Origin of the sequence: Caballeronia sp. EK, assembly GCF_014384845.1 — a bacterium.
GTDB lineage: Bacteria > Pseudomonadota > Gammaproteobacteria > Burkholderiales > Burkholderiaceae > Caballeronia > Caballeronia jiangsuensis.
Genome location: NZ_JACSUE010000009.1, coordinates 116,448 through 142,813 on the forward strand (window position 1 = coordinate 116,448; position 26,366 = coordinate 142,813).

The window sequence follows — 26,366 nt, forward strand, 5'->3', positions numbered from 1 at the left end:
TATCACCAGCGTTCGGCCATAATAATAGAACGGCCGTTCGATTTTACGGGTCACATAAGAACGGTAGGGACATCATGCGAAAAGGCGAACAGACGCGGGCCGCGATTCTCGACGCAGCGCTGGAGTTGGCAAGTCGGGACGGGCTGGAAGGGCTGACGATCGGCCTGTTGGCCGAGCGGATGCAAATGAGCAAGAGCGGTGTGTTTGCGCATTTCGGGTCGCGAGAGGATTTGCAGGTGGAGGTGGTGCGCGAGTACCACCGGCGCTTCGAAGATGAAGTGTTCTTTCCGAGCCTGCGCGAAGCGCGCGGCCTGCCGCGATTGCGCGCGATGATGAATCGCTGGATGGAGAAGCGCATCCAGGAAGTGACCACGGGTTGCATCTATATCAGCGGAGCGGTGGAGTATGACGACCGCGCCGCGAGCGCCGTGCGCGAGCAGCTCGTGCACAGCGTGAGCATGTGGCGCGAGGCGCTGTTGCGCGCGATTCGCCAATCGAAGGACGAAGGGCATCTGAAGGCGGAGACGGATCCGCATCTGATGCTGTTCGAGCTGTACAGCTTTACGCTCGGCCTGCATCACGATGCGCGCTTCCTGCATCTTCCGGAAGCCGTGCAACTGACGCGGGACGCGCTGGACAAGACGATCGTGTCGTATCAGACGTCGAATGCGGGAGCCGGAACGGCCATCCCTCAACCGACTGCGAATGCGGCGACGAACCTGACATCGCAACACACCGACAGCCGTTAGCGGCGCCGTCGAATCGAAGGTGGTTCGGCGGCGCGCAACCAGACGCTTGAAGAAACTGGAGAGATTCATGGGACAGTACGCCGCCCCCCTTCGCGACATGCAGTTCGTGCTGCACGAAGTGCTGAACGTCGAAGCCGAATTGAAGAGCATGCCGAAGCATGCCGACCTCGACGCCGACACCATCAATCAGGTGCTCGAGGAAGCCGGGAAGTTCTGCTCCGAGGTCGTGTTCCCGCTCAACCAGAGCGGCGACCGCGAAGGCTGCACCTACGCCGGCGATGGCGTCGTCAAGACGCCGGCCGGCTTCAAAGAGGCGTATCGCCAGTACATCGATGCGGGCTGGCCCGCGCTCGGGTGCGATCCCGAGTACGGCGGCCAGGGTTTGCCTGCGTTCGTGAACAACGCGCTGTATGAAATGCTCAATTCGGCGAATCAGGCCTGGACGATGTATCCCGGCCTCTCGCACGGCGCGTACGAGTGTCTGCATGCGCACGGCACGCCGGAGCAAAAGTCGACCTATCTTTCGAAACTCGTCTCGGGCGAGTGGACCGGCACGATGTGCCTGACCGAGCCGCATTGCGGAACGGACCTCGGCATCCTGCGCACGAAGGCCGAGCCGAATTCCGATGGTTCGTACGCGCTCACCGGCACGAAGATCTTCATTTCGAGCGGCGAGCACGACATGGCCGAGAACATCGTCCATCTGGTGCTCGCGCGTCTGCCGGGCGCGCCGATGGGAACGAAGGGCATCTCGCTTTTCATCGTGCCGAAGTTCGTCCCCGATGCAAGCGGCGCGATCGGTGCACGCAACGGCATCAAGTGCGGCTCGATCGAGCACAAGATGGGCATCCACGGCAATGCGACCTGCGTGATGAATCTCGACGGCGCCACGGGTTGGCTCGTCGGCGAGGCGAACAAGGGCTTGAACGCGATGTTCGTGATGATGAACGCGGCGCGTTTGGGCGTCGGGATGCAGGGACTCGGCCTGACCGAAGTCGCGTATCAGAACTCGCTCGTGTATGCGAAAGAGCGTCTGCAGATGCGCTCGCTCACCGGCCCGAAGGCGCCGGAGAAGGCTGCCGATCCGATCATCGTGCATCCGGATGTGCGCCGCATGTTGCTCACGCAGAAGGCCTATGCCGAAGCGGGCCGTGCGTTCACGTACTGGGCGGCGCTCAACATCGACAAGGAACTCTCGCACGCGGATGAATCCGTGCGTCAGGAGGCCGCCGATTTCGTCGCGCTGCTCACGCCGGTCATCAAGGCCTTTCTGACGGACAACGCGTTCGAAGGCACCAATATGGCGATGCAGATCTACGGCGGTCACGGCTTCATCTCCGAATGGGGCATGGAGCAGCACGTCCGCGATGCGCGCATCAACATGATCTACGAGGGCACGAATTCCATTCAGGCGCTCGATCTGCTGGGCCGCAAGATTCTCGGCGACATGGGCGCGAAGCTGAAGCGCTTCGGCAAGCTCGTTGCTGATTTTGTCGAGCAGGAAGGCGTGAAGCCGGAGATGCAGGAGTTCATCAATCCGCTTGCCGATATCGGCGACAAGGTGCAGAAGCTCACGATGGAGATCGGCATGAAGGCCATGCAGAATCCTGATGAGGTCGGCGCTGCGGCCGTGCCTTATTTGCGTACTGTCGGGCATCTGGTGTTTTCGTATTTCTGGGCGCGGATGGCGCGGATTGCGCTGGACAATGCCGCTTCCGACGATGCCTTCTATAAGGCCAAGCTCGGCACTGCGCGGTTTTACTTTGCCAAGCTGCTGCCTGAGACCGCTTCGACGATTCGTGCTGCTCGTGCCGGAGCTAAGCCGATGATGGATTACGACGAAGCGCTTTTCTGATTTTTTCGGGCTTACTTCGGATCCCGTATTCGCGTCGGTCTATTGGCACTGCCCCTGTGCGGGGCGGCAGTCACTTTCTTTGCTGCTGCAAAGAAAGTAACCAAAGAAAGCAGCTCGTTCAGGCCCGCGGTCACACGCACGTTGGCCATGCTTGCCAGCCCGCGGTGGCACTCGCCTAAGTGTCGCCCCCAAAGGCCCATCCGGGCTTGGATCGCGCACGGTCTGACAAGCTAGTAGTTTGAGCGCGCTGGCTCAGCACGAAAAAGCTTCGGCACAGCGCTACGCGCTGCCGTCGGGTTCGCAAGGGAAACCAACGGCGCACATGTGCAGCGCATTGAGATGGCGTTGTTTGCAAAGAAGCACGCGCAAACCCTATTGACCGGTCGGCCGCGAAGCGGGCCGGAGCTATTTGGTGCTGAACCAGTGAAGCAAGCGGCGCGATGAGTCAGACCGTGCGCGGTCCAAGCCCCGCGAGACCTGCGAGGGCACTCGCTATAGCCGGGCCATTAGGCCAATCGCCTGTGCCGCGGCCGGTGTGAAGTGCTTAGGCTGGGGATAGCTGTTTCTTTGGTTACTTTCTTTGCAGCAGCAAAGAAAGTGACCCCCGCCCCGGGGAGGGGCAGAGCAAATAGACCGACACGAACGCAGGATTCCACGAAGAACGAAGGCCACCGAATCAATCCACCTCTCACGAACCCCGGAGTGACAAACCTGTGAGCACCCTGAACATCAAAAAAGTCGCCGTGCTCGGCGCGGGCGTGATGGGCGCGCAGATCGCCGCGCATCTGATCAACGCCCGCGTCCCTGTTCTGCTCTTCGATCTTCCCGCGAAGGAAGGCCCGAAGAATGGCATCGCGCTGAAGGCCATCGAGAACCTGAAGAAGCTGTCGCCCGCGCCCTTCGGCGTAAAGGACGACGCCCAATACATCGAGCCCGCGAACTACGACGACGATATCGCGAAGCTCGCCGAATGCGACCTCGTGATCGAAGCCATCGCCGAGCGCATGGACTGGAAGCACGATCTCTACAAGAAGGTATCGCCGCACATCGCGCCGCAAGCAATCTTCGCGAGCAACACGTCGGGCCTGTCGATCACCGAGTTGTCGAACGGCTTCTCCGATGAACTGAAATCGCGCTTCTGCGGCGTGCACTTCTTCAATCCGCCGCGCTACATGCATCTGGTCGAGCTGATTCCGACCGAATCCACGAAGCCCGAAATCCTCGACCAGCTCGAAACCTTCCTGACGAGCGTGATCGGCAAGGGCGTCGTGCGCGCGAAGGACATGCCGAACTTCATCGCGAACCGCGTCGGCATTTTTTCGATTCTCGCCGTGATCGCGGAAGCCGAAAAGTTCGGCCTGCGCTTCGACGAAGTCGATGACCTCACCGGCGCGCGCCTCGGCCGCGCGAAGTCCGCGACGTTCCGCACGGCGGATGTCGTCGGTCTCGACACGATGGCTCACGTCATCAAGACGATGCAGGACACCCTGCACGACGATCCGTTCTTCTCCGTCTACAAGACGCCGCCCGTGCTCGAAGCACTGGTGAAGAACGGCGCGCTCGGCCAGAAGACGGGCGCCGGTTTCTATCGCAAGGAAGGCCGCGCGATCAAGGTGCTCGACCCGAAGACGGCGTCTTATGTCGATGGCGGCGCGAAGGCCGACGAACTCATCGGCCGCATTCTGAAGCGTCCGCCCGCCGAGCGCTTCAAGCTCCTGCGCGAAACCGACAACAAGCAGGCGCAGTTCCTGTGGGCGATTTTCCGCGACGTGTTCCACTACATCGCGGTGCATCTCGAATCGATCGCGGACAACGCGCGCGATGTCGATCTCGCGATCCGCTGGGGCTTCGGCTGGAACCAAGGGCCGTTCGAAAGCTGGCAGGCGGCGGGTTGGCAGCAAATCGCGAAGTGGGTACAGGAAGACATCGAAGCCGGCAAGGCGCTCTCGAACGCGCCGCTGCCCGCGTGGGTGCTCGACGGCCCGGTCGCCGAGAAGAACGGCGTGCATACGAACGAAGGTTCGTGGTCGCCGAAAGCGCAGCGCTTCGAGCCGCGCTCGACGTTGCCGGTTTATGAGAAGCAGGTGTTCCGCGCGCCGCTCGTCGGTGAGACGGGCGCCGATCCGAAGACCTTCGGCAAGACGCTGTTCGAAACCGAGAACGTGCGCGCCTGGCTCGATCGTGACGATGGCGACATTGTGATCGTCTCGTTCAAGACGAAGCTGAACACCATCGGCGCGGGCGTGATCGACGGCCTCACGCAAGCCATCGAGCTTGCCGAGAAGTCGTATCGCGGCGTCGTGATCTGGCAACCGACGTCGCTGCAACTCGGCGCGCCGGGCGGCCCGTTCTCGGCAGGCGCGAATCTCGAAGAAGCAATGCCCGCGTTCATGATGGGCGGCGCGAAAGGCGTCGATCCGTTCGTGAAGAAGTTCCAGCAAGGCATGCTGCGCGTGAAGTACGCGAACGTGCCGGTGGTGTCGGCGGTGTCGGGCATCGCGCTCGGCGGCGGCTGCGAACTGCTGCTGCATTCGGCGAAGCGTGTCGCGCATGTCGAGAGCTATCTCGGTCTCGTGGAAGTGGGCGTTGGTCTGGTGCCGGCGGGCGGCGGTCTGAAGGAAGCCGCGTTGCGCGCGGCGGAAGCGGCGAGCGCGGTCAATGCGACGACCGATCTGCTCAAGTTCCTGCAGAAGTCCTTCGAAAACGCGGCGATGGCGAAAGTCTCGTCGTCCGCATTCGATGCCCGCGCGATGGGTTATCTGAAGCCGTCCGACACGATCGTCTTCAACGTGCACGAACTGCTCGACATCGCGAAGAACGAGGCGCGTGCATTGAGCGCGTCGGGTTATCGTCCGCCGTTGCGAGTGAAGCAGGTGCCGGTGGCGGGGCGCTCGGCGATCTCGACGATCAAGGCGTCGCTCGTGAACATGCGCGACGGCCGCTTCATCAGCGATCACGACTATCTGATCGCGAGCCGCATCGCGGAAGCGGTGTGCGGCGGCGACGTCGAAGCGGGCAGTCTCGTCGACGAAGAATGGCTGCTGGCGCTGGAACGCCGCGCGTTCGTCGAACTGCTCGGCACGCAGAAGACGCAAGAGCGAATCATGGGCATGTTGCAGACCGGCAAGCCGGTTCGCAACTAATCGCGGAGCAATCAATGAGCAAACAACTTCAAGACGCATACATCGTCGCCGCGAGCCGCACGCCGATCGGCAAGGCGCCGCGTGGCGTGTTCAAAAACACGCGCCCCGACGAGCTGCTCGTTCATGCGATCAAATCCGCGGTCGGGCAAGTGCCGGGACTCGACACGAGCGTGATCGAAGATGCGATCGTCGGCTGCGCGATTCCCGAAGCCGAGCAAGGTCTGAACGTCGCGCGCATGGGCGCGTTGCTGTCGGGCTTGCCGAATACGGTCGGCGGCGTGACGGTGAACCGCTTCTGCGCATCGGGTCTGACCGCGCTCGCGATGGCGGCGGACCGCATTCGCGTCGGTGAAGCCGAGGCGATGATCGCGGGCGGCTGCGAATCGATGAGCATGGTGCCGATGATGGGCAACAAGCCGTCGCTGTCGCCGCATATCTTCGATCGCAACGAAGACGTGGGCATCGCCTACGGCATGGGGCTGACGGCGGAGAGGGTCGCGGAGCGCTGGAAGGTGAGCCGCGAGGCGCAGGACGCGTTCGCGGTGGAGTCGCATCGCCGCGCGCTGGCCGCGCAGCAGGCGGGCGAATTCGCCGATGAAATCGCCGCCTACACGCTGAACGAGCGCTTTCCGGATCTCGCATCGGGTGAAGTGCGCGTGAACAATCGCGAAATCAGGCTCGACGAAGGCCCGCGCGAAACGAACCTGGAAGGGCTGGCGAAGCTGCGTCCCGTGTTCGCGAACAAGGGCTCGGTCACGGCCGGCAACAGTTCGCAGACGTCGGACGGCGCGGGCGCGCTGATCGTCGTGTCGGAAAAGGTTCTGAAGCAGTTCAACCTCACGCCGCTCGCGCGCTTCGTGAGCTTCGCGGTGCGCGGCGTGCCGCCGGAGATCATGGGCATCGGGCCGAAGGAAGCGATTCCGGCCGCGTTGAAGGCGGCGGGCCTCAAGCAGGACGACATCGACTGGATCGAGCTGAACGAAGCCTTCGCGGCGCAGGCGCTCGCGGTGATCGGCGATCTCGGTCTCGATCCGTCGAAGGTCAATCCGCTCGGCGGCGCGATCGCGCTCGGCCATCCGCTCGGCGCGACGGGCGCGATCCGCGCATCGACGGTCGTGCACGGCCTGCGCCGGCGCAACCTGAAGTACGGCATGGTGACGATGTGCGTCGGCACCGGCATGGGCGCGGCGGGCATCATCGAACGCCTTTGATCGCGAATGGTCCGCGAGCGTCGTCGCTCGCGGACCGACATGAAGGAGACAGCGGATGGAAATTCAGATCGAACGCGCGGACGGCGTGCTGAGCATCGTGCTCAATCGTCCGGAGAAGAAAAACGCGATCACCGCGGCGATGTATCAGGAAATGGCCGATGGCCTCTACGAAGCCGAGATGGACCCGACCGTGCGGGCCGTGCTGATTCGCGCGGTGGGCAGCACGTTTAGCGCGGGCAACGATCTCGACGATTTTCTGAACGATCCGCCCAAAGGCCTCGACGCGCCCGTGTTCCAGTTCCTGCGGCGCATCAGCGCCTTTCCGAAGCCGATCGTGGCGGCGGTCGCAGGCACGGCGGTGGGCATCGGCACGACGATGCTCCTGCACTGCGACATCGTCTACGCGAGCACGAACGCGAAGTTCTCGCTGCCGTTCTCGCAACTCGGACTGTGTCCCGAAGCGGCGTCGAGTCTGCTGCTGCCGCGCACGGCGGGTTATCAGCGCGCCGCGGAGAAGCTCCTGCTCGGCGAAGCGTTCGACGTGAACGAAGCAATCGGCATGGGCTTCGTGAACGGCGCGATCGATGCCGCCGAGCTCGACGCCTACGCGTTCGAAAAGGCGAAGCGGCTGGCGATGCTGCCAGCGTCGTCGCTGCGCGTGACCAAGTCGTTGATGAAGGGCGCGCAGACGCATGAAGTGAGCGCGCGCATGGAAGACGAAGCCGGGCACTTCGCGCGGATGCTGGTCGCGCCCGAAGCACGCGAAGCGTTTCAGGCGTTCTTCGAGAAACGCAAGCCGAACTTCAGCCAGTTCGAGTAAAACGCTTCACTCGACGTCGTATTCGACGAAGCTGTTTTCGCGCGCGAAGCTGACGAGCCGCAAGCCCGCCTGCTTCGCGATCGAGATGGCGAGGGATGTCGGCGCGGAAATCGTCGCGACCATCGGAATGCCGACGCGCGCCGACTTGCGCACGAGTTCATAGCTCGCGCGGCTCGAAAGAAACACGAAGCCTTGCGTCGTGTCCTCGCGGCGCAGGATCAGATGGCCGATGAGTTTGTCGAGCGCGTTATGCCGCCCGACGTCCTCGAAGGCGTAGCGCACGGCGCCGGTTTCATCGCACCACGCGGCGGCGTGCAGTCCGCCCGTCAGCTTCGTCAACCGCTGATGCGCGGGCAATTCGCGTGCGGCGCGCTCGGTCGCATCGGGCGCGAGACGCGCGAGAAACCCCGTATCGGGCACCTGTTCGGGCTGAAGATCGAGCAACTCGATACTTTCGATGCCGCACACGCCGCAGCCCGTGCGCCCGGCAAGCGCACGGCGCTTGTCCTTGAGGGACGCGAACGCCTGCTGCACGACCTGGAGATGCACTTCGGCATGCGGCAACGCGACGCCGTCATCGCGGAAGTAGACCTCGATGTCGTGAATGTCGCTGCCACGCTCGACGATACCTTCCGTCAGCGAGAAGCCCACGGCGAACGCTTCGAGATCGCGCGGCGTGCACATCATCACCGCGTGCGAGATGCCGTTGAAAACGAGTGCGACGGGCCATTCCTGACCGACGTTGTCCGCTGCGATCGCGCTCTCGTTTCTGCGATGCCTGCGCACCTGACGCTCGACGAAGCCCGGTTGGTCGTCGGTTTCGAGTTGATTCACTTCAATGCTCCTGACCGCTCACTTCGAGTAAAGTCGGGTATGTGATTTGCTGCCTATCGTTGCTGTTCGCACGCATCGCGACGCGAACAGCGGCTAGATTGCAATGGTTCCAGCCAGATCCAAGGCCCTACAATAACTTAAGCGGGCGATGCGCGTCGCGCACCCCTGCTCAATCCAACGAGGCTTCGCCATGGGACTTTACGACGCCGCCCGTCTCTTCGGATTCGAAGTCGAATCCTCTGACAATCTGCGCTTCATTCCGCTTGCGGTGCGCTTCAATCTCGATCGCTTCGGCATGCGCATCACGCTCGATCAATGGCAGCAGCTTCCTTACGACGATCGCGCGCTGCTCGCACGCTTTCCCGTCGAGGACGATGCCGAACTCGAGAAGAACTTCGACCTCGCGCTCGAAGAGATGATGAAGACGCACGTGAACGCTGCGCCCGAGAAGATCGAGCGCGATCCGGACCCCGTGTGGATGCACGCCGATGCCGTGCCCGAAACCGTGATCCGGCAAAGCAGCCTGTCCGGCGTGAGCGCGCCGAGTCTCGATCGCTGGGGCGCGCTCGACCGTTTCCAGCGTTATGCGCTTGCGAAACTCTCGCGCAACACCGACAAGGTCAATCACGATTTCCTGCCCGCGATGAAGGAATTCGGCCTAGTCGACTGAAGGCATAAAGCGCGCAAACGTTAAGCGTGCGCTTTAATCGGATTATTTGCGGGCAAGCCCTAAATATAGGGCGAGCGGTGCCGTTATTGGGCGTTATCCATTAATCGCGGCGTGTACGCGTTTCACGCCGCGCATTCGCGTGGACGCGCGTTGCCTCGATGCGCATCCGACGCGCACTCAAGGATTCAGCCCGCCGCTCATGACCCGATTCCTCTCCAGAGGTTTGCTCGTCAATATCGCCGTGGTATTGGCCGCGCTCGGCGCGAACGCGTTCGTCGCCTGCGAGCGCATCGGCGGGCTGCGCGAAAGCGACGCGCGCACGCTGCGCTCGATGAGCCTCCTGCGCGATCTCGCGGCCTGGCGCGGCGCGCTCGGCGAATCGCTCACGCAACTGAGCCGCTTCGAAGCGACCGGCATCGCCGAAACCGACGCACGCCATCAGGAGCGCGAAGCCCATCTCGACGCGCTCGAAAGCGGGCTGCGCGCGCAGATCGCGATGGAGCCGGGCATGACCGGCGCCTTCGATGCGCTCGCCGCGCGCGCCGCCGAGATGCGCCGCGACGCCGATCTCGCGTTCGAGCGCGCGAAACACGCCGCGCCCGACGAATCCCGCGCGTGGGCCGACGCCGCGTTCGTCACGCTCGGCGAAGATCAGCAGAGCGTCGATGATGAACTCGACTTCGTGCGCTCGCGCATCGATAACGCGACGATCATCGCGCTCGATCAGTCCGCGCAGGCATCGAGCGGCGCGATGCTGCTGCTCGTGTTCACGATGCTCGCCGGCAGCGCCGTGCTGATCTATCTGTTCGCGAGCCACGAGCGGCAGTCGCGCGAGAAGCTCGGCGTCGTGCGAGCGAGACAGCGCAGCAACGAACGCTTTCGCGGCATGTTCGAGGCGCATCCTGTGCCGATGTGGATCGTCGATCGCGAGACGATGCGCTTCGTCGCCGTGAATCAGGCCGCAATCGAACACTTCGGTTTCAACGAACCGGAGTTCATGAACATGACGCTGCGCGATCTGCACCATGCGGACGACTTCGACAGCTTCGCCGCACGGCTCGCGCGCAGCGTCGGCGAGAGCGGCGAGCGTGCCGCATCGGGGCAGGGATCGGCGGGCGTGTGGCGCTATCGGCGCAAGGACGGCGCGATCGTCGGCGCGGATGTCTCGCATCACTCGCTCACGTATTCGAATCGTCCGGGCATCTTCATGCTGGCGAACGACGTGACCGACCGCATCAACGCGGAAGCCGAGGCGAGAAGATCGAACGAGATGCTCGAAGCGGTCATCGACAACATTCCGCAGCGCGTCTTCTGGAAAGACCGCGACCTGCGCTATCTCGGCTGCAACAACGCGTTCGCGCGCGATGCGGGTCTCGCCTACAACGAGCAGGTCATCGGCAAGACGGACTTCGACCTGCCGTGGAGCGCGCTCGCGGACATCGTGCGCGCGGACGACGAGGAAGTTATCGTCACGACGGTGCCGAAGATGCACCACGAGCGCGACATCGTGATGGGCGAGCAGTTGCGCACCGTGGTCACGAGCAAGCTGCCTTTGCTCGACGGCGAAGGGCAGACGATCGGCGTGCTCGGCTCGTATCACGATGTCACCGATCACAAGCGCGCCGAACTCGCGCTGCGTCTGCAAAGCCGCGCGCTCGACGCGAGCGTGAACGCGATTCTGATCACGGGCGTCGTGGATGGCGCGAACGTGATCGAGTATGCGAATCCGGCGTTCAAGCGCATCACGGGCTACGACCCGAGCGAGGTGATCGGACAGGACTGCCGCTTCCTGCACGGCCCGGACGGCGATCAGGACGGACTCACCGCGATCCGCCGCGCGCTCGCCGTGAACATGGAGGCGAGCGTCGTGGTGCGCAACTATCGCAAGGACGGCGCGCTCTTCTGGAATCAGCTCTTTGTCGCGCCGGTGCCGGATGCGCAGGGCATGACGACGCATCACATCGGCATCATCAACGACGTGACCGATCTGATGCGCTATCAGGAAGAGCTCGAATATCAGGCAAATTACGACACGCTCACACGCCTGCCGAACCGCAATCTGCTGCGCGACCGCTTGCAGCACGCGATCGAGACGGCGCGGCGGCGCGAGACGAAGATCGCCGTCGTCTTCATGGACCTCGACGGCTTCAAGAACGTCAACGATAGTCTGGGTCACAGCGTCGGCGATCGCCTGCTCGCGGTGATCGCGGAGCGGCTCGCGCGTTCGGCGCGATCGAGCGATACGGTCGCGCGTCACGGCGGCGACGAGTTCGTGGTCGTGCTGCCCGATCTCACCGACGAAGCCGGGCTGATCGCATGGATGGAGCGCACGCGCGCGGCGATCTCGGAGCCGGTATGGCTCGACGACACCGAGCTTTACGTCGGCTGCAGCATGGGCGCGAGTCTCTATCCGCAAGATGGCGACGATGCCGAAACCGTGATGAAGAAGGCCGATCTCGCGATGTATCGCGCGAAGGACATGGGCCGCAACAACTATCAGTTCTATCAGCCGGAGATGAACGCGAGCGTCGGCGCGCGCATGAATCTCGAGCGGCGCTTGCGACGCGCACTGCGCGATGGCGAGTTCCTGCTGCACTATCAGCCGCAGGTGGACATGACGACGCGATCGATCGTCGGCATCGAGGCGCTCGTGCGCTGGAGCGATCCGGAGCAGGGGCTCGTGTCGCCGGCGTCGTTCATTCCGGTGGCGGAAGAGAGCGGCCTGATTGGGCCGCTTTCGGAGTGGGTATTGCGCGAAGCATGCCGGCAGAACAAGGCGTGGCAGGATGCCGGTCTGCCGCCGGCGCGCGTGTCGGTGAATCTGTCGGCGCGGCATTTTCAGCAACGCGACATCGCGCGGCTCGTGACATCCGTGCTCGAAGAGACCGGACTGGAACCGCGCTATCTCGAACTCGAACTCACGGAAAGCGCGATCATGCGCAACGCCGAGGAAGCGATCACGATGCTTTCGGAGCTATCGGCGCTCGGCATCGGCATTGCGATCGACGACTTCGGCACCGGATATTCGAGTCTTTCGTATCTCAAGCGCTTTCCGGTGCATCGTTTGAAGATCGATCGCTCGTTCGTCGCGGATATCGGCTCGTCGGGCGATGACGAAACGATCACGTCGGCGATCATCGCGCTCGCGCATTCGCTGGAATTGCAGGTGATCGCGGAAGGCGTCGAAACGCACGCGCAGCACGACTTCCTGCGCGAGCGCGATTGCGACGAAATGCAGGGCTACCTGTTCTCGCGCCCGATGCCGCACGAAGCGATTCCGGGCTTGCTGCGGCAGGGCGTGCTGCCCCACTGATCGCGTGTCTAGTCGCGCGACGGCAGCACGCGCGGACGGCGATCGCGGTCGGTCGCGACGTACGTGAGCGTCGCTTCCGTGACCTTGACGACTTCTTCGGCGAGGTTCATGCGCTGCGCCCAGACCTCCACCGACACCGTGACCGACGTATTGCCGGTCTTGACGATATCGGCATAGAAGCTCAGCAGGTCGCCGACAAACACCGGATGCTTGAACAGGAACGAATTCACCGCGACGGTCGCGACGCGGCCGTTCGCGCGGCGGCTCGCCGGAATGGAGCCGGCGATGTCCACCTGCGCCATGATCCATCCGCCGAAGACGTCGCCGTGGACATTGGCGTCGGCGGGCTGCGGCACGACGCGCAGCGCGACGTGCTTTTCGGGAAGACTGGATTGGTCGGTCATGGAAGGCGTTCCGGTTTGCAATGCGGCGGGAAGGCTGGCGGGCGCGAGCGGCCCCTTGAACCTTCTGCGACAATGCATATTTATGAATAAGCCCACCGCGCGCGAGCGGAAACCTCGATTACGCCGGGGCTTGCAGTAAATTGTACGGGAAAGCATGCGAGAGACGTGCGCCCGTTTCGCCGATAACAGCGTCCCCACGCCGCGCCCAAGCGACGCGCTCACACGACACGACTCATGCGCCGCTATTCCAGCAGCGAGCCCGGCCCGATGGCCCAGGGTCCGCGCAACGACTGGCAGACGATTCGCTCGCTGCTGCCCTATCTCACCACGTACAAATGGCGGGTCGCGTTCGCGCTGACGTGCCTGATCGGCGCGAAGGTCGCGAACCTCGGCGTGCCGATCGTGATGAAGCGCATCGTCGATAGCCTTGCTTCCGTGCAGCATCTCACCGCGCTCGGACGCGCGGACGACGCGCCGGGCATCGTGCTGATCGGCGGAATCGGGTTGCTGGTGATCGCCTATGCGGGCGCGCGGCTCTCGACCTCGCTCTTCACCGAGCTTCGCGAACTGCTCTTCGCGAAGGTCACCGAGAGCGCCGTGCGGCAACTCGCGCTGCAAGTGTTCCGGCATCTGCATTCGCTGTCGCTGCGCTTTCATCTGGAGCGGCAGACGGGCGGCATGTCGCGCGATATCGAACGCGGCACGCGCGGCATCCAGCAACTCGTTTCGTATTCGCTCTACAGCATCCTGCCGACGCTCGTCGAAGTCGGTCTCGTGCTCGCGTTCTTTGTGACGAAGTACGAGGCGTATTACGCGATCGTCACGCTTGTCGCGCTGGCTACGTATATCGTTTTCACGGTGAAGGTCACCGAGTGGCGCACGCATTTTCGCCGCACGATGAACGATCTCGATTCGAAGGCGAACTCGCGCGCGATCGATTCGCTGCTCAACTACGAGACCGTGAAGTACTTTGGCAACGAAGAGTGGGAAACGCGTCGTTACGATGAGAACCTGCAGCGCTATCGCGCGGCCGCGATCAAGTCGCAGCGCTCGCTGTCGATGCTCAACTTCGGCCAGCAGATGATCATCGGCCTCGGCCTCGTGTTCATACTGTGGCGCGCGACGCAGGGCGTGATGGCGGGACGTCTCACGCTCGGCGACCTCGTGCTCATCAACACGTTCATGCTGCAGCTTTATATTCCGCTGAATTTTCTCGGCGTCGTGTATCGCGAGCTGAAGCAGGCGCTGACCGACATGGACCGCATGTTCACGCTGCTCGGCGCGGGCCGCGAAGTTCCCGATGCGCCGAACGCGCAGCCGCTCGCCGTGCGCGGCGGCGAAGTGCATTTCGAGAACGTCAGCTTCGCGTACGAGAAGGCGCGGCCGATTCTGCATGGCGTCGATTTCACGATTCCGGCAGGCACGACGACGGCCGTGGTCGGACACAGCGGATCGGGCAAGTCGACGCTCGGACGGCTGCTGTTCCGCTTCTACGATCTCGATCGCGCGCAGGGCGGCGGCATCAGGATCGATGGACAGGACATTCGCGACGTGACGCAGGATTCGTTGCGCGCGGCGATCGGCATCGTGCCGCAGGACACCGTGCTCTTCAACGATTCGATCTACTACAACATCGCGTACGGGCGTCCTTCCGCGAGCCGCGACGAAGTGATCGCGGCGGCGCGCGCGGCGCATATCCACGAATTTATCGAGACGTTGCCGGCGGGTTATGACACGCCTGTCGGCGAGCGCGGGCTCAAGCTTTCGGGTGGCGAGAAGCAGCGCGTCGCGATCGCGCGCACGCTTTTGAAGGACCCGCCGATTTTGATTTTCGACGAAGCGACGTCGGCGCTCGATTCGAAGTCCGAACGCGCGATTCAGCGCGAGCTCGATTCGATCGCGCGCGAGAGGACGACGCTCATCATCGCGCATCGGCTATCGACGGTCGTGCATGCGCAGCAGATCATCGTGATGGATCACGGGCGTATCGTGGAGCGGGGGACGCATGCCGAGTTGCTGCGTGCGGGCGGGCTGTTTGCGCAGATGTGGGCGTTGCAGCAGCAGCGGGCGGAAGAGTCGGTGGTGGATCAGCGGGATACGGCGGGGGTTTGACGAAGCAGGCGAGTGATGTTCGACCAGGCACGATCGCACGAAACTCGACAATCCCTCCATTCGGTACCTGATAGACTGCGCTCCTTATTTTGGAAGCCAAACTAAAAGCGCATGGACGGTATTAGTTTCGGGGACTTGGTCCTTTTCGCGGCATTTCTCGCCGTGGTCATCTATCCGGCCGTGCGAATCATTCGTCGCACGGGACGTTGCGGATGGTGGGTGCTCGCGTTTATGACGCCAGCACTGACGCTCATCGCGCTGTATGTCTTCGCATTCGTGCGCTGGCCGGCGCTCGACGGCGACCGCCGGCCATAATCCGCAGCCTCACTCCATCGCGTGAGCGCCACCGATCGCGATGCCGTCATGCGCCTGCGATGCAGTGGACGACCACCGCAGCCACTGTCCACGCAGCAGGAACAACGCGCCGAACGCGCAGGTCGCGAGCACGCCGAAGGTCGCGAAGCCCATCTGATAGCTGCCCGTGCTTTCCTTCGCAATGCCCATGATCACCGGCAGATAAAACCCGCCGATGCCGCCCGCCGCGCCGACGATCCCCGACAGCAGCCCCGTCTTGCCCTTCCACCGATGCGGCACGAGCTGGAACGTCGAGCCGTTGCCGAGACCGAACGCGATGTACAGGCAGATCAGAATCGCGAGACCGCCTGCTACGGGCGGCATCCAGATCGCGAACGCGAAATCGCCGATCGCGATGGCCGCGAGCAGCACGAGCAACGCGCGCACGCCGGTCACGCGATCCGCGACATAGCCGCCGAAGGGCCGCACGATCGCGCCGAGAAACGCGAGCAGCGACATGAAAAGCCCCGCTTCGAGCTTGGGCATCTGATAAAGCGACGTGAGCAGCAGCGTCACGTACGACGACATGCCGACGAAACCACCGAACGTGATGCTGTAGATCAGCATGATGACCCACGTGTCGCGCTCGCGGAGCACCGACCGATAGTGTCGCGGCAGCACCGCGATCGCGATCAGCGCGCCGATCACCGGCAATAGCAGCACGCCGGTCCTGCCGCCGCCAAACACGCCGCCGTTCACCGCGAGCACCAGCACGATCAGGCTGACGAGCGTCACCACGAAGCTCCCCAGCGCGCGCATCGTGCTGCCGGCTTTCTGACCCGCATCGGAGGCCCATGCGAAAAGTGCGACCGCCGTGATCGCGAGCAGCGGCAGCGCGGCGGCGGTCGACATCTGCCAGCCGAAGGCATCGGCGAGATGCGGGAACAGGAAGCCATCGAGCACCGCGCCGATGTTGCCCGCGGCGGCGAGACCCAGCACGAGCCCTTGCACCTTCGGCGGATAGCTGCTGCCGGCCATCGGCAACGCGACCGCGAAGCTCGCGCCGCCCATGCCGAGGAACACGCCGAGCACGAGCAGCAACGCATACGACGGCACGCCGGGCAGAAGCGGCAGCACGATCGACGGAATCGACGAGAGCACGACGCCCATCAGCGCGACGCGCCGTCCGTCGGTCGACTGATAGAGATTGCCGAGCGTCACGCGCAGGATCGCCGCGGCCAGCACCGGCACCGCGACGAGAAAGCCTTGTTGCGCGGCGGACATCGTCACGTCGCGGCCGATGAACGGCGCGAGCGGTCCGTACAGCACCCAGACGGTGAAACCCGTATCGAAGTAAAGGAAGCAGGCGAGCAGCGAGCGCCAGTTGCCGCTCCTGAGCGACGCGATCAGATTGGACATTGCGGATTCCGTGTACGCGCGTGCTAGCGGATGAGCACGCGACGGCGCCAGAATCTGCAAACATCATGCCAACGAGATGCATGTTTAAACGACGTATCGCGGTCGAGCGAATGTGGGCGCGGATGCGTTCAGGCGTGCGGTCTTGTCGGCGCGGCTCGCCAGGAAACTCGACGGCACCGCGTCCGTGCGCATCCGCATACGAATGGTGCGCCACGCCTTCGCGCGGTTCATGCGCCCGCTAGAATGCGTTCTTCGCCGAACACGCGCCTCGCGCCCGAAATCGCATGGAACTGAAATGGCTGGAAGACTTCGTTTCGCTAGCGGAGACGCGCAGCTTTAGCCGCTCGGCCGAGCTTCGACACATCACGCAGCCCGCATTCTCGCGGCGCATCCAGGCGCTGGAGGCGTGGCTCGGCACGGAGCTCATCGACCGGTCCGTGTATCCGACGCGGCTCACGCAAGCCGGCAACGTGTTCTACGAGCAGGCGCTCGCGATGCTCTCGCAGTTCCACGAAGCGCGCACGCTGCTGCGCGGACAGGGCGGCGTGCCCTCGGCGACCATCGAGTTCGCCGTGCCGCATACGCTTTCGCTCACGTACTTTCCGCGCTGGCTCGAACATATCGAGGCGCGGCTCGGGCGCATCCGCACGCGCCTGCGCGCGCTCAACGTTCACGATGCGGTGCTGTCGCTCGTCGAAGGCGGCTGCGATCTCGTGATGGGGTATCACCATCCGAGCCATCCGGTCGCGCTCGATCCCGCGCGCTACGACATGCTCACGCTCGGCGCCGAACCGATCAGTCCGTTCTCCGCGGTCACCAAGGGCGGACGCGCGCGCTTCACGCTGCCCGCGACCGCCGAATCGCCGGTTCCTTATCTGTCGTACACGCCTAATGCGTATCTCGGACGCATGACCGAAGTCATCATCGCGACCGCGCCCACGCGGCTCTATCTCGACAAGGTTTATGAAACCGACATGGCCGAAGGCCTCAAGGCGATGGCGCTGGCCGGGCACGGCGTCGCGTTCCTGCCGCACAGCGCCGTGGAAGATGCTCTCGAAGAAGGCCGGCTCATCCGCCTCGATCGCGGCACGCGCGGCACGCCCGCCGGCCAGTTCACGCTGACGATGGAAATCCGCCTCTATCGCGACAAGCTCGCAGCCCAAGGCGAGGAGCCGCGACAGGCGTTGATGCGCGCGCTATGGGATGCAGTGGGTGAAGAATTGTTGAAGGCATCGCCCGGGAAGCCCGCAGCGTAAGGCTCAGCGACGTTATGCAGAAATTGCATGATGGGATAAGGAAACGGCATTGGATTTGGAAACGGCGTTTTTCGACAATGAGCCCATTCCTTCACCGCTGGAGCATCAATGTCTGCCTCGAAGCAACCTGTGCAAGCGCCGGACGCAAAACACGCTATCCCGTCGTATCTCCATGCCGATGATCTCGGTCCCTGGGGAAACTATCTTCGCCAGGTCGATCGCGTCGCCCCGTATCTCGGTTCTCTCTCCCGCTGGCTCGAAACCCTCAAGCGCCCGAAGCGCATTCTCATCGTCGATTGCCCGATCGAACTCGATAACGGCACCGTCGCGCACTTCGAAGGCTATCGTGTGCAGCACAACACGTCGCGCGGCCCGGGCAAGGGCGGCGTGCGTTATCACCAGGACGTGACGCTCTCCGAAGTGATGGCGCTGTCCGCGTGGATGTCGGTGAAGAACGCGGCCGTGAACGTGCCGTACGGCGGCGCGAAGGGCGGTATCCGCGTCGATCCGCGCACGCTGTCGCGCGGCGAGCTCGAGCGCGTAACGCGCCGGTACACCAGCGAGATCGGCATCATCATCGGGCCGAACACGGACATTCCCGCGCCGGACGTGAACACGAACGAGCAGATCATGGCGTGGATGATGGACACGTACTCCATGAACCAGGGCCAGACGGCGACGGGCGTCGTGACCGGCAAGCCGATCTCGCTCGGCGGCTCGCTCGGCCGCAAGGAAGCGACGGGCCGCGGCGTGTTCGTCGTCGGCACGGAGGCGGCGCGGCGCATCGGCATGGATATCGAAGGCGCGCGCATCGCGGTGCAGGGTTTCGGCAACGTGGGCGGCATCGCGGCCAAGCTGTTCCAGGAAGCGGGCGCGCGCGTGATCGCCGTGCAGGATCACACGGGCACGATTCACAACTCGAAGGGCATCGATGCGGTCGCGCTGCTCGATCACGTCGCGAAGAACGGTGGCGTCGGCGGCTTCGCGGGCGCGGATCCCGTGCAGGCCGAAGAGTTCTGGATGATCGAAAGCGACATCCTGATTCCGGCGGCGCTCGAAAACCAGATCACCGAGAAGAACGCTTCGAAGATTCGCACGAAGATCGTCGTCGAAGGCGCGAACGGCCCGACCACGACCGCGGCGGACGACATCCTGACCGACAAGGGCGTGCTCGTGATTCCGGACGTCATCGCGAACGCAGGCGGCGTGACGGTTTCGTACTTCGAATGGGTCCAGGACTTCTCGAGCTTCTTCTGGACCGAGGACGAGATCAATCAGCGTCTCGAACGCGTGATGCGCGAAGCGTTCGCCGGCGTGTGGCAGGTCGCGAGCGAGCACAAGGTGTCGGTGCGCACGGCGGCGTTTATCGTCGCGTGTACGCGGATTCTGCAGGCGCGCGAGATGCGCGGTCTCTATCCCTGATCCGGTGCGACGGCGCGTTCGCCGCAACGGTCCGCGGGAGGCGGAAAGCGTTCGCGCCCTTTGAATGATGCGGGCGGCATTTCCTCGGAAATGCCGCCCGCATTTGCATGAAAGCTACAAGTCGACCGGCTAGTTGTATTCGGTCAAGCATCCGCGCGAAAACGCCAGTAATATGCGCGGTCGCAACCAGTTGCAACCCTACTGCAATCGGGCGTCTCACAAATAAGACGGCTTGGGTTAACAATCATTCTTTCAGAATAATTACCCTGCTAAACTTGCCCCGGTTTTTCGCCACAGGAGATCGAACACATGAAGGTTAAAAAGGCTGCGCTGCTCGTCGCCGCGCTCGGGTTTCTCGCAACCGGCGCGTATGCGCAAGACGCCGGCACGCTGAAGAAGATCAAGGACACGGGCGTGATCTCGCTGGGGCATCGCGAATCGTCCATTCCCTTTTCCTACTATGACGACAAGCAGAATGTCGTCGGCTACTCGCACGAGTTCGCGCTGAAGGTCGTCGAGGCCGTCAAGCAGAAGCTGGGCATGCAGGATCTGAAGGTCAAGCTCACGCCGATCACGTCGCAGAACCGCATTCCGCTCGTGCAGAACGGCACCGTCGATATCGAGTGCGGCTCGACCACGAACAACGCCGAACGCCAGCAGCAAGTCTCCTTCTCGAACACGATCTTCGTGATCGGCACGCGCCTCATGACCAAGAAGGATTCGGGCGTGAAGGACTGGGCCGACCTGAAGGGCAAGACCGTCGTGACCACCGCCGGCACCACGTCCGAGCGCCTGCTTCGCAAGATGAATCAGGACAAGAACATGGGCATGAACATCATCAGCGCGAAGGACCACGGCGAGTCGTTCCTGACGCTGTCGACGGGCCGCGCGGTCGCGTTCATGATGGACGATGCACTGCTCGCCGGCGAGCGCGCCAAGTCGAACAACCCGAACGATTTCGTGATCGTCGGCGCGCCGCAATCGCATGAAGCGTACGGCTGCATGATCCGCAAGAACGATCCGGAGTTCAAGAAGGTCGTCGACGACGCGATCGCCAAGGTCGAAACGTCGGGCGACGCGGACAGGATCTACAAGAAGTGGTTCGAAAGCCCGATCCCGCCGAAGGGTCTCAACCTCAACTTCCCCGAAAGTGAAGACATGAAGGCTCTCTACAAGAGCCCGAATGACAAGGCAATCGACTAACCGGTTCGAGTCTCGAACGAACGAAACGGAAGGAGCTTGCTTCTTCCGTTTCTTTTTGGAGTGAGTCCATGTCTTACCACTGGAACTGGGGCGTCCTGCTGAGTCCGGTTTCGACCGGCGAACCCACCACCTATCTCGGTTGGCTGATCTCCGGCTTCTGGGTGACGATTACCGTGTCGCTCGCGGCCTGGGTGATCGCGCTCGTGGTCGGCTCGTTGTTCGGCATCTTGCGCACGGTCCCGAATCGTACGCTGGCGGGCATCGGCACCGTCTACGTCGCGATCTTCCGCAATATTCCGCTGATCGTGCAATTCTTCGTCTGGTATCTCGTGATACCGGAGTTGTTGCCGCCTTCCATGGGCAACTGGTTCAAGCAACTGCCGCCCAGCGCGCAGTTCTTTTCGTCGTCGATCATCTGTCTCGGGCTCTTCACCGGCGCACGTGTATGCGAGCAGGTGCGCTCGGGCATCAACGCGCTGCCGCGCGGACAGCGCAACGCGGGTCTCGCGATGGGCTTCACGCAATGGCAGACGTATCGTTACGTGCTGATGCCGGTTGCGTACCGCATCATCGTGCCGCCGCTCACGTCGGAATTTCTCAACGTGTTCAAGAATTCGGCGGTGGCGTCGACCATCGGTCTGCTGGATCTGTCCGCGCAGGCGCGTCAGCTCGTCGACTACACGGCGCAGACCTATGAGTCGTTCATCGCGGTGACGGTCGCCTACATGCTCATCAATCTGGTGGTGATGCAGTTGATGCGCTGGGTCGAAGCGAAGACGCGGCTGCCTGGCTACATCGGAGGCAAGTAATGCATCAGTTCAACTGGAGTGACATTCTTGCGCAGTGGCCCACGCTGATGACGGGCGCCAAGATCACGTTGCAGATCACGGTGCTCGCGATCGTGGTCGGCATCGTGTGGGGCACCGTGCTCGCGCTGTTCCGCCTGTCGGGCGTGAAGCCGCTGCAATGGTTCGCGAGCGCGTACGTCACGCTGTTCCGCTCGATCCCGCTCGTGATGGTGCTGCTGTGGTTCTTCCTGATCGTGCCGCAACTGCTGCAGAACGTGCTCGGGCTGTCGGCGGACATCGACATTCGTCTCGCTTCGGCGATGGTCGCGTTCTCGCTCTTCGAGGCCGCGTACTATTCGGAAATCATTCGCGCGGGCATTCAGGCGGTGCCGCGCGGTCAGGTGAACGCGGCCTTCGCGCTCGGCATGACTTACGGGCAGGCGATGCAGCTCGTCGTGCTGCCGCAGGCGTTCCGTGCGATGGTGCCGCTGCTGCTCACGCAGGCGATCGTGCTGTTTCAGGATACGTCGCTCGTCTACGTCATCAGTCTCGCGGACTTCTTCCGCACGGCGACGAATATTGGGGATCGCGACGGCACGTCCGTCGAAATGGTCCTGTTCGCGGGTGCGTGCTATTTCGTGATCTGCGTGGTGGCGTCGGCCCTCGTCAAAAGTCTTCAGAAAAAGGTCGCAAGATGATCTCTATCAAGAATGTTTCCAAGTGGTACGGGCAGTTCCAGGTGTTGACGGACTGCACGACCGAAGTGAAGAAGGGCGAGGTCGTCGTGGTGTGCGGCCCGTCGGGTTCGGGCAAGTCGACGCTCATCAAGACCGTGAACGGCCTCGAACCGTTCCAGAAAGGCGAGATCACGATCAACGGGCAATCGTTGACCGACAAGAAGACCAACTTGTCGAAGCTGCGCTCGAAGGTCGGCATGGTGTTCCAGCACTTCGAGCTGTTTCCGCATCTGACGATCACGCAGAACCTCACGCTCGCGCAGATCAAGGTGCTCGGCCGCTCGAACGACGAAGCGATGCAAAAGGGTTTGAAGCTGCTGGATCGCGTCGGCCTGCGCGCGCACGCCGACAAGTTTCCGGGCCAGCTTTCCGGCGGTCAGCAGCAGCGCGTGGCGATTGCGCGCGCGTTGTCGATGGACCCGATCGCGATGCTCTTCGACGAGCCGACGTCCGCGCTCGATCCGGAGATGATCAACGAAGTACTCGACGTGATGGTCGAACTCGCGCAGGAAGGCATGACCATGATGTGCGTGACGCACGAAATGGGGTTCGCGAAGAAGGTGGCGAACCGCGTGATCTTCATGGACAAGGGATTGATCGTGGAGGACGATCAGAAGGAAGCGTTCTTCGCGAATCCTCGGTCGGATCGCGCGAAGGACTTCCTGGCGAAGATCCTGCACTGACCCTGTCGTGAAAGAAAAACGGCGCTTCCGAAAAGAAGCGCCGTTTTTTTTATTCGATCCCGAGTTCCGATTCCACCGCCGCCGTCGTCTGAATCTCGCCGATCTTCAGCGCCGATCCGACGCACGCTTTCGCGAGCGGCTCCGCCGCCTTCTTCGCGATTTCCTCCGGCACGGGAATATTCACCGTGCGCGAGAGATCGCCTTTCTGGAACATCGCGAGATCGCCGGGCGCGAAACGCGTCCAGGTTTCATTGTCGGTGAGCGGGGACGTGGCGATCACGGCGACGCGGTCTTCCGGCGTCGTGTACTTGGCGAAGTCGATCGACATGTCCGCGTCGATCAGATGCGCCGTCGAGAACGGCCAGCTACGCACCAGATAGTACAAATGCGTGGAGCAGTGCGAGAAGAGCGCCTGTCCGTTCGACATCAGGAAATTGAAGACGCCGTATTGCGTGATGTCGCGGGTGAGCACGGCGAGCGCGTCGAAGAGTTCGTCGAGCGGCGGCTGCGAGCACGGAAACGCGCGGCGCAGGCCTTGCAGCAGCGCGCAGAATGCGAGCTCGCTATCGGTCGTGCCGACCGGCTGGTACACGCCGGTGAGTTCGGGCGAATGGCCTTTCAGATCGCCGTTGTGCGCGAAGATCCAGTGCCGGCCCCACAACTCGCGCATGAACGGATGGCAATTCTCGAGCAGGATATGCCCCTGCGTCGCCTTGCGGATATGCGCGATCGTGTTCTTCGATTTGATCGGATAACGCTTCACCATGTCGGCGAGCGGCGAACTGGCCGACGACTGATGATCGATGAAGAGCCGGCACGCCTTGTCTTCGAAGAACGCGATACCCCAGCCGTCGGCATGATGATCCGTGACGCCGCCGCGCGCCGCGAAACCGGTGAACGAGAACGTCACGTCGGTCGGTTCGGCGCAATTCATTCCGAGAAGTTGGCACATGATGCTGGGGCGGTCGGCTTATGGCCTGTTGTTACAATACGTACGACAAGCATATCACCGAGGTCGAGCCGAAAAAATCGCGCAACCGCTCATAACGGCGCGCGTTGTGGAATTCCCACGGCGGTTTTTTCCTCTCCTCGCGTGGACTTGCGCCATTCCAACGTTCCCCGTCATCACGCCATGTCCGCTAACTCATCCTCGCCCAATTCGCTCACGATCGCGCGTCCCGACGACTGGCATCTGCACGTGCGCGACGGCGCGACGCTCGCGGCCGTCCTGCCGCACACGGCGCGCCAGTTCGGCCGCGCGATCATCATGCCGAACCTGAAGCCGCCCGTGACGACCACCGCGTTGGCCGCGGCGTACCGCGAGCGCATCCTGGCGGCGCTGCCGAAAGAGGGCGCGGCCGCGCGCTTCGAGCCGCTGATGACGCTCTATCTCACCGACAACACGCCGCCCGACGAGATCCGCCGCGCGAAAGACAGCGGCTTCGTGCATGGCGTGAAGCTGTATCCGGCGGGCGCGACGACCAATTCCGACGCGGGCGTGACGGACCTCGGGAAGTGCGCGAAGACGCTCGAAGCGATGCAGGAAACCGGCATGCCGCTCCTGGTGCACGGCGAAGTGACCGATGGCGACATCGACGTGTTCGATCGCGAGAAGGTCTTCATCGACCGCGTGATGACGCCGCTGCGCCGCGATTTTCCGGCGCTGAAGGTCGTGTTCGAGCACATCACGACGAAGGACGCCGCCGATTATGTGCGCGAGGCCGAAGGTCCGATCGGGGCGACGATCACCGCGCATCATCTGCTTTACAACCGCAACATCATGCTGGTCGGCGGCATGCGGCCGCATTACTACTGCCTGCCGGTGCTCAAGCGCGAGACGCATCGCGTGGCGCTCGTCGAAGCGGCGACGTCCGGCAATGCGCGCTATTTCCTCGGCACGGACAGCGCGCCGCATCCGAAGGGCCTGAAGGAACACGCGTGCGGCTGCGCGGGCTGCTACACGGCGCTGCACGCGCTCGAACTCTACGCTGAAACCTTCGACAAGGCCGGCGCACTCGACAAGCTCGAAGGCTTTGCGAGCTTCCACGGCGCGGACTTCTACGGCCTGCCGCGCAGCAAGGAAACGGTGACGCTGGAACGTGGCTCCTGGACGCTGCCCGCCGAATTCACCGCCGGCGACTCGACCATCGTGCCGTTGCGCGGCGGCGAGTCGATCAACTGGCGCTTCTCCGACGCGCATTGACGCCGCGAACGTGAGCGCGGGTTTCGCCGATATCGACTGGGCGCGGCCCTGGCTCGCGTCGATCGAAGCGAGCGGCAGACGCTGGCAGGCGGCGGCGCTCGCCGGTTATGACGAATACCTCGCGACGCTCAACGAAGACGCGGCGTCGGCCTCGCTCATGACCGGCCGCGGCGAGCCGCTCGCGTTCATCGCACAGGAAGAGCTGCCGGCCGGCGCTTCGTACGAAGGGCATATCGCGCAGACTGGCCGCGTGCCGACCCGCCACAATCTCCACGATTTCTTCAACGCGTCGATGTGGTTCGCGTATCCGCGCATCAAGGCGACGCTCAACGCGCGACAGGCGCAGCAGATCGATGCGCTCGGCGTCGGACCGACGCGCGGCGGCGTGCGCGACGCGCTCACGCTCTTCGACGAAAACGCGGTGCTCTTCGCCTGCGCCGATGCATCGCTCGCGGATGCACTGCGCGGCTTCGGCTGGCGCACGCTGTTCGTCGACGAGCGCGCGGCGTGGGGCACGCGCTGCGAGGCGCGCATCTTCGGACACGCTTTGCTGGAAAAACTCGTCGCGCCGTACAAGGCGTGCACGGGGCACGCGTGGATCGTCGACGTTCCCGCCGACTATTTCACGCTCGACGATGCCGCGCGCCGCGCACTGATCGACGAACGCGTGGCGCAGGGCCTGAACGCAGGGCCGCTCGATAGCCGCGCGTTCGCGCCGCTGCCGGTGCTGGGCGTGCCGGGCTGGTGGACGGCGAACGCATCGCCCGATTTCTACGACGATGTATCCGTGTTTCGCCCGGGCCGCCGTAATCGTCAATGTTAGAATCGATGCCGCAAAGCGGGCCAGGCAATCGCGGCCTCGACGGTTTCGGCCGAAAAGGGCGAGGAAAGTCCGGACTCCACAGGGCAGGGTGATGGCTAACGGCCATCCGTGGCAACACGCGGAACAGGGCAACAGAAAGCAAACCGCCGATGGCTCCGGGCGCAAGTCAGGAGATCAGGTAAGGGTGAAACGGTGCGGTAAGAGCGCACCGCGGACGTCGCGAGACGATCCGGCACGGTAACCTCCACCCGGAGCAATTCCAAATAGGCAGGCGCGCATCCACGCGATGCATGACGGGGCCCCCGTCCGTCTGCGGGTAGGAAGCTTGAGCGCGTCAGCAATGGCGCGTCTAGAGGAATGATTGCCACGCGCGTTCGGCTTCGGTCGGCGCGTGCACAGAATCCGGCTTATCGGCCCGCTTTGTCGT

Annotated in this window: 21 protein-coding genes and 1 other RNA gene; 18 read left to right on the forward strand and 4 right to left on the reverse strand. The window is 63.3% G+C overall.

Features of this window, described 5'->3' with window-relative positions:
* Nucleotides 1–74 precede the first annotated feature (74 nt).
* From IAG25_RS26455 to IAG25_RS26475, 5 genes are all read left to right on the forward strand, one after another.
* Complete coding sequence (locus IAG25_RS26455; RefSeq protein WP_187607475.1) at nucleotides 75–749, forward strand: TetR/AcrR family transcriptional regulator; 675 nt, start codon at nucleotides 75–77, stop codon at nucleotides 747–749.
* Between the two features lie 67 nt (nucleotides 750–816).
* The gene (locus IAG25_RS26460) at nucleotides 817–2,604 is read left to right on the forward strand and encodes an acyl-CoA dehydrogenase C-terminal domain-containing protein (RefSeq protein WP_187607476.1); all 1,788 of its coding nucleotides are present in this window, start codon (nucleotides 817–819) and stop codon (nucleotides 2,602–2,604) included.
* A 713-nt stretch (nucleotides 2,605–3,317) separates the two neighbouring features.
* Entirely contained in the window at nucleotides 3,318–5,747 is a 2,430-nt protein-coding gene (locus IAG25_RS26465) for a 3-hydroxyacyl-CoA dehydrogenase/enoyl-CoA hydratase family protein (RefSeq protein ID WP_187607477.1), read from the forward strand.
* A 14-nt stretch (nucleotides 5,748–5,761) separates the two neighbouring features.
* Nucleotides 5,762–6,958 carry an acetyl-CoA C-acyltransferase gene (locus tag IAG25_RS26470; RefSeq protein ID WP_187607478.1) on the forward strand — a complete coding sequence of 399 codons (1,197 nt, stop codon included), beginning with the start codon at nucleotides 5,762–5,764 and terminating at the stop codon, nucleotides 6,956–6,958.
* 55 nt (nucleotides 6,959–7,013) lie between these two features.
* Nucleotides 7,014–7,778: an enoyl-CoA hydratase gene (locus tag IAG25_RS26475; protein ID WP_187607479.1), complete on the forward strand. Its 765-nt coding sequence runs from the start codon at nucleotides 7,014–7,016 to the stop codon at nucleotides 7,776–7,778.
* Nucleotides 7,779–7,784: 6 nt separating this feature from the next.
* Here IAG25_RS26475 and fdhD read toward each other — a convergent pair whose 3' ends face one another.
* Complete coding sequence (fdhD, locus tag IAG25_RS26480; protein ID WP_187607480.1) at nucleotides 7,785–8,612, reverse strand: formate dehydrogenase accessory sulfurtransferase FdhD; 828 nt, start codon at nucleotides 8,610–8,612, stop codon at nucleotides 7,785–7,787.
* 190 nt (nucleotides 8,613–8,802) lie between these two features.
* Here fdhD and IAG25_RS26485 point away from each other — a divergent pair, with 190 nt between their 5' ends.
* Nucleotides 8,803–9,282: a nitrate reductase associated protein gene (locus IAG25_RS26485; RefSeq protein WP_187607481.1), complete on the forward strand. Its 480-nt coding sequence runs from the start codon at nucleotides 8,803–8,805 to the stop codon at nucleotides 9,280–9,282.
* Nucleotides 9,283–9,481: 199 nt separating this feature from the next.
* Entirely contained in the window at nucleotides 9,482–12,595 is a 3,114-nt protein-coding gene (locus IAG25_RS26490; RefSeq protein ID WP_187607482.1) for a sensor domain-containing protein, read from the forward strand.
* A gap of 8 nt (nucleotides 12,596–12,603) precedes the next feature.
* Here IAG25_RS26490 and IAG25_RS26495 read toward each other — a convergent pair whose 3' ends face one another.
* Complete coding sequence (locus IAG25_RS26495) at nucleotides 12,604–12,999, reverse strand: acyl-CoA thioesterase (protein ID WP_187607483.1); 396 nt, start codon at nucleotides 12,997–12,999, stop codon at nucleotides 12,604–12,606.
* A 234-nt stretch (nucleotides 13,000–13,233) separates the two neighbouring features.
* Here IAG25_RS26495 and IAG25_RS26500 point away from each other — a divergent pair, with 234 nt between their 5' ends.
* Entirely contained in the window at nucleotides 13,234–15,111 is a 1,878-nt protein-coding gene (locus IAG25_RS26500) for an ABCB family ABC transporter ATP-binding protein/permease (protein WP_187607484.1), read from the forward strand.
* A gap of 111 nt (nucleotides 15,112–15,222) precedes the next feature.
* The gene (locus IAG25_RS26505) at nucleotides 15,223–15,426 is read left to right on the forward strand and encodes a hypothetical protein (RefSeq protein ID WP_187607485.1); all 204 of its coding nucleotides are present in this window, start codon (nucleotides 15,223–15,225) and stop codon (nucleotides 15,424–15,426) included.
* A gap of 9 nt (nucleotides 15,427–15,435) precedes the next feature.
* On the opposite strand, the gene IAG25_RS26510 is transcribed toward IAG25_RS26505, so the two are convergent.
* Nucleotides 15,436–16,824, reverse strand: a complete 1,389-nt coding sequence (locus IAG25_RS26510) for an MFS transporter (RefSeq protein ID WP_187607486.1) — start codon at nucleotides 16,822–16,824, stop codon at nucleotides 15,436–15,438.
* A gap of 284 nt (nucleotides 16,825–17,108) precedes the next feature.
* Between IAG25_RS26510 and IAG25_RS26515 the strand changes: the two genes are divergently transcribed.
* From IAG25_RS26515 to IAG25_RS26540, 6 genes are all read left to right on the forward strand, one after another.
* Nucleotides 17,109–18,080, forward strand: coding sequence for a LysR family transcriptional regulator (locus tag IAG25_RS26515; protein WP_187607487.1), 972 nt, complete (start codon nucleotides 17,109–17,111; stop codon nucleotides 18,078–18,080).
* 108 nt (nucleotides 18,081–18,188) lie between these two features.
* Entirely contained in the window at nucleotides 18,189–19,502 is a 1,314-nt protein-coding gene (locus IAG25_RS26520; RefSeq protein ID WP_035497661.1) for a Glu/Leu/Phe/Val family dehydrogenase, read from the forward strand.
* A gap of 309 nt (nucleotides 19,503–19,811) precedes the next feature.
* Complete coding sequence (locus IAG25_RS26525) at nucleotides 19,812–20,705, forward strand: glutamate/aspartate ABC transporter substrate-binding protein (protein WP_187607488.1); 894 nt, start codon at nucleotides 19,812–19,814, stop codon at nucleotides 20,703–20,705.
* Between the two features lie 68 nt (nucleotides 20,706–20,773).
* Nucleotides 20,774–21,514, forward strand: a complete 741-nt coding sequence (locus IAG25_RS26530) for an amino acid ABC transporter permease (RefSeq protein ID WP_035497664.1) — start codon at nucleotides 20,774–20,776, stop codon at nucleotides 21,512–21,514.
* A complete protein-coding gene (gene gltK / locus IAG25_RS26535; RefSeq protein WP_035497665.1) occupies nucleotides 21,514–22,191 on the forward strand; it encodes a glutamate/aspartate ABC transporter permease GltK in 678 nt (225 codons plus the stop codon). Before IAG25_RS26530 ends, gltK begins: the two co-directional genes overlap by 1 nt.
* Nucleotides 22,188–22,913, forward strand: a complete 726-nt coding sequence (locus tag IAG25_RS26540) for an amino acid ABC transporter ATP-binding protein (protein ID WP_035497667.1) — start codon at nucleotides 22,188–22,190, stop codon at nucleotides 22,911–22,913. The genes gltK and IAG25_RS26540 overlap by 4 nt, the downstream gene beginning before the upstream one ends.
* 49 nt (nucleotides 22,914–22,962) lie before the next feature.
* Here the strand turns inward: IAG25_RS26540 and IAG25_RS26545 are convergent, their stop codons facing one another.
* A complete protein-coding gene (locus tag IAG25_RS26545; RefSeq protein WP_075583799.1) occupies nucleotides 22,963–23,865 on the reverse strand; it encodes a class II glutamine amidotransferase in 903 nt (300 codons plus the stop codon).
* Between the two features lie 180 nt (nucleotides 23,866–24,045).
* Between IAG25_RS26545 and pyrC the strand changes: the two genes are divergently transcribed.
* From pyrC to rnpB, 3 genes are all read left to right on the forward strand, one after another.
* Nucleotides 24,046–25,116 (forward strand): dihydroorotase, encoded by a 1,071-nt coding sequence (gene pyrC, locus IAG25_RS26550; protein ID WP_187607489.1) that lies wholly within the window; start codon nucleotides 24,046–24,048, stop codon nucleotides 25,114–25,116.
* Between the two features lie 10 nt (nucleotides 25,117–25,126).
* Entirely contained in the window at nucleotides 25,127–25,939 is an 813-nt protein-coding gene (locus tag IAG25_RS26555) for a DUF3025 domain-containing protein (protein ID WP_187607490.1), read from the forward strand.
* A gap of 12 nt (nucleotides 25,940–25,951) precedes the next feature.
* An RNA gene (gene rnpB / locus IAG25_RS26560) (RNase P RNA component class A) lies at nucleotides 25,952–26,365 on the forward strand.
* The last annotated feature ends 1 nt before the right edge of the window (nucleotide 26,366 follow it).

Coding starts and splice junctions, on each gene's coding strand:
- IAG25_RS26455 (WP_187607475.1), top strand. CDS start 75: ATGCGAAAAGGCGAACAGACGCGGGCCGCGATTCTCGACGCAGCGCTG.
- IAG25_RS26460 (WP_187607476.1), top strand. CDS start 817: ATGGGACAGTACGCCGCCCCCCTTCGCGACATGCAGTTCGTGCTGCAC.
- IAG25_RS26470 (WP_187607478.1), top strand. CDS start 5,762: ATGAGCAAACAACTTCAAGACGCATACATCGTCGCCGCGAGCCGCACG.
- IAG25_RS26475 (WP_187607479.1), top strand. CDS start 7,014: ATGGAAATTCAGATCGAACGCGCGGACGGCGTGCTGAGCATCGTGCTC.
- IAG25_RS26485 (WP_187607481.1), top strand. CDS start 8,803: ATGGGACTTTACGACGCCGCCCGTCTCTTCGGATTCGAAGTCGAATCC.
- IAG25_RS26490 (WP_187607482.1), top strand. CDS start 9,482: ATGACCCGATTCCTCTCCAGAGGTTTGCTCGTCAATATCGCCGTGGTA.
- IAG25_RS26495 (WP_187607483.1), bottom strand. CDS start 12,999: ATGACCGACCAATCCAGTCTTCCCGAAAAGCACGTCGCGCTGCGCGTC.
- IAG25_RS26500 (WP_187607484.1), top strand. CDS start 13,234: ATGCGCCGCTATTCCAGCAGCGAGCCCGGCCCGATGGCCCAGGGTCCG.
- IAG25_RS26505 (WP_187607485.1), top strand. CDS start 15,223: ATGGACGGTATTAGTTTCGGGGACTTGGTCCTTTTCGCGGCATTTCTC.
- IAG25_RS26510 (WP_187607486.1), bottom strand. CDS start 16,824: ATGTCCAATCTGATCGCGTCGCTCAGGAGCGGCAACTGGCGCTCGCTG.
- IAG25_RS26515 (WP_187607487.1), top strand. CDS start 17,109: ATGGAACTGAAATGGCTGGAAGACTTCGTTTCGCTAGCGGAGACGCGC.
- IAG25_RS26520 (WP_035497661.1), top strand. CDS start 18,189: ATGTCTGCCTCGAAGCAACCTGTGCAAGCGCCGGACGCAAAACACGCT.
- IAG25_RS26525 (WP_187607488.1), top strand. CDS start 19,812: ATGAAGGTTAAAAAGGCTGCGCTGCTCGTCGCCGCGCTCGGGTTTCTC.
- IAG25_RS26530 (WP_035497664.1), top strand. CDS start 20,774: ATGTCTTACCACTGGAACTGGGGCGTCCTGCTGAGTCCGGTTTCGACC.
- gltK (WP_035497665.1), top strand. CDS start 21,514: ATGCATCAGTTCAACTGGAGTGACATTCTTGCGCAGTGGCCCACGCTG.
- IAG25_RS26540 (WP_035497667.1), top strand. CDS start 22,188: ATGATCTCTATCAAGAATGTTTCCAAGTGGTACGGGCAGTTCCAGGTG.
- IAG25_RS26545 (WP_075583799.1), bottom strand. CDS start 23,865: ATGTGCCAACTTCTCGGAATGAATTGCGCCGAACCGACCGACGTGACG.
- pyrC (WP_187607489.1), top strand. CDS start 24,046: ATGTCCGCTAACTCATCCTCGCCCAATTCGCTCACGATCGCGCGTCCC.